Origin of the sequence: Allobosea sp. CRIB-10, assembly GCF_900112185.1 — a bacterium.
In the GTDB taxonomy this organism is placed as follows: domain Bacteria; phylum Pseudomonadota; class Alphaproteobacteria; order Rhizobiales; family Beijerinckiaceae; genus Allobosea.
Window position 1 is genome coordinate 1 of the sequence record NZ_FOKP01000064.1, and the last position, 2,672, is coordinate 2,672.

The window sequence follows — 2,672 nt, forward strand, 5'->3', positions numbered from 1 at the left end:
ACGCGGCGGGGCTTGATCGCGCCGGCGGCGGTGAAATTCTTGACCGGGCCGAATTCGTTGCGGTTCACGCCGCGCCTCCCTGGATATGCGCGACCGCATCGGCCGCGCTGATGGTGATGCCCTTCGCCGCCTGCTCGTCCATGTAGGCGCGGGCACGGGCGCCGAGCTTCACGGGATCGGCGGCGTCGCCGTCCTCGACGGTGCCGGCGGATTTCTCGCCGGCCTTCAGCAGCACCGGCATCGCGTCGATCGCGGTCTTCGTCGTGTCGAAGGAGGCCTTTGCCAGCGACAGGAAATGGTCGCGCGCCGCCGGGGCGACCTTGCCGCCCTTGACCGCGTCGTCGATCAGCGCCTCGCATTTCGCGAGCTGCGCGGCATCCTTGCCGGCCTGGATCTCGGCCTGCGCGGCCGACAGCGCCGCGACCGTGGCGTCATGCTGCGCCTTCGCCACGAACCTCTCCGGGTCCGGCGTCTTCAGCGCGGCAATCGCGGTCGAGGCCTCGGCGGCCGTCGCGGTTTCGGCCAGGCCGAGCAGGCCCAGCAGATCCTTCAGATCCATGGAATGGTCCTCGTTGGAAGCGGATGCGATGGCCGGCATCGACAGTGCCGGCGAGGTCACGAGGGCGGCGCCTTTCATCAAGCGGGCCGTGACGCCGTCCTCCTCGCGCCAGAAGGTGGGCGAGATGTAGCGATAGGAGCGGGATGAAAGTGCCTCGACGGCGACGGGCAGCCAATCGACGCGGCCAAACAACCCTTCGGGGCGGGCCTGCAGCTCGACGATCCAGCCGCGGGCGGGCTTGGTGCCGCTGAACATCGCCATCTCGGTTTCGTGGTCGAAGTCGAGAGGCAGATCGATGCCGCCGGCCTGATGGGCGGCGACGAGCTTTTCCGGGTCGAACCTGAACAGGCGGCCGTCACGGGCGGTGACCTGGCCGCGCGGCGTCAGCTGGATCCATTCGGGCGGGGTGCGCGAGCCGTCCCGAGCCGTCGCCATTTCGACGGCGAATACGATGCCGCCGGCGGAAAGGCCGGCGGGGAGCGTATCGCAAAGGGCGGTGCGGGTGTCCATGCCGGCCACCATGCGGCGGCGGCGGAGCGCGAAAGAGGGTGACGCGTGTCACCTGTCGCGAGCGACTTCAAACGCCGTTCAACATGCGCTATATTCTGGTCGCGGTCGAGCCATGGATACCCGGCCCTGTGCCGAGGAGGGGTGCCGACCTCCCGACCGCTACCTCTCCTCTTCGAGAATTTTGCGCAAGGCCCTGTCGCGGCCGCGATAGACGCTGTTGACGAAGATCTCGCCCTCGCCGCTGACCTTGAGGATGACGCGCCAGGCGATGTCGTCGATGCGCTTCCAGACACCGATCTTCCCGCCCTTCATGTCGACTGCGTCGGGTCCGTCGAGAATATCCTGAAGCCGCGGCCAGAAGCCGGCGGAGACCTCCGGGTGCTGTGCCTGGATTTTGGCAGCGTCGGCGACGGACAGCGTCGCAACCCGGCTCGGCGTGCCGAGGCGGCTGGCGAGCTGCGGCGAGACCACGGCCGCCGGCCAGCGCAGACGGCCGGCGCCGGCCTGCTCGGGATCGAGCCGGCGTTGATAATCGAAGCGCGCGCCGTTCTCGGCCACGTAGGTAAACACGGGATCCGCGCGCAGCCGCGTCACCGCCTCGCGCCGGGCCTCGCTGCCCATGGCGTCGAGCCGGTCGACCAGGCGGCGGCCGGCCATCTGCTCGCGGACCCTGCCCGGGTTGTTGTCCCAGCCGGGATCGATGCCGGCCGGCACCAGCCGGCTCTCGCCGGTCGTGCCGTTCGTCCAGGGTCGCAGGTTGAGCGGCGGGCGGGTGAGCTGCGCGCCCTCGCGCGGCACGGCCCGGGAACGGACGCGGCATTTGCAGCGCCAGCCATTGGGCGGATAATGCGTCGACCACCAGCTGTCGCTGGCCAGCAAGGTCGTGCCAACCCAGGACAGATGCAGCGGGCGCTTTCGCTCCGAGGTGCTGGTCAGGTATTCGAGGTAAGGCAGCACGTCGGCGACGCGCTGGATCCGCGCCCAGTCGCCGGCGGCCTCGGCCGAGCGGATATTGGCGTCGTAGATCAGATCGAGCCGGCGCAGCGAGCCGAGCTGCACCTTGGCGATCTCGCCGGTACGCGGGTCGATGACGCGCTTCTCGCCCCACCAGCCCTTCGCCTTCAGAACGGGGACGAGCTGGTCGCGGAAATCGGCGAAGGGGATGCGGTCGACCACGGCCTTGCGCGTGGCGGCGCGGATATCGTCAAGCACGTCGAAGCCGGCCGTCCGCGCCACCGTGAAGGCGAGCGCATGTTCGCGTGGCGCGATGTCGTCCCAGCGGAACGAGGGCCGCGACGGCCGCCGGTCGAAATAGTCGACGACCTGTTTCGGGGCGGTGGCGAAGAGGTCTTCGACCGCCATCTAGGCCGAGCCCCACAGGAGGCTCAGGACGGCCGCGCCGCGCCGAGGGCGGCAACGCCCCGGAGATTCTTTTGAAACCGGATTTGAAGCACCTGTGGCCGTCCGGCGGCAGGTCTGGCGATCAGTCGAGCCCGGCATCGCCGCGCCCTCGGCCGATCATGTTCAAGCTGGCGATCTGCTCGGCCAGCGCGCCGACCGGAAGATCGGCGGCCAGTCGCTCCAGCGCCTGCTGGAATTCCTC

The 2,672-nt window shown here is 69.5% G+C and carries 2 protein-coding genes; both read right to left on the reverse strand.

All coding sequences use genetic code 11. The annotated features are described in order from the left end of the window. Window positions 1–64: 64 nt before the first annotated feature. Window positions 65–1,069, reverse strand: a complete 1,005-nt coding sequence (locus tag BMZ69_RS30870; RefSeq protein WP_175507061.1) for a phage protease — start codon at window positions 1,067–1,069, stop codon at window positions 65–67. Between the two features lie 159 nt (window positions 1,070–1,228). Continuing rightward, window positions 1,229–2,431: a phage head morphogenesis protein gene (locus BMZ69_RS30875; RefSeq protein ID WP_092163842.1), complete on the reverse strand. Its 1,203-nt coding sequence runs from the start codon at window positions 2,429–2,431 to the stop codon at window positions 1,229–1,231. Window positions 2,432–2,672 lie beyond the last annotated feature (241 nt).

Coding starts and splice junctions, on each gene's coding strand:
- BMZ69_RS30875 (WP_092163842.1), bottom strand. CDS start 2,431: ATGGCGGTCGAAGACCTCTTCGCCACCGCCCCGAAACAGGTCGTCGAC.
- BMZ69_RS30870 (WP_175507061.1), bottom strand. CDS start 1,069: ATGGACACCCGCACCGCCCTTTGCGATACGCTCCCCGCCGGCCTTTCC.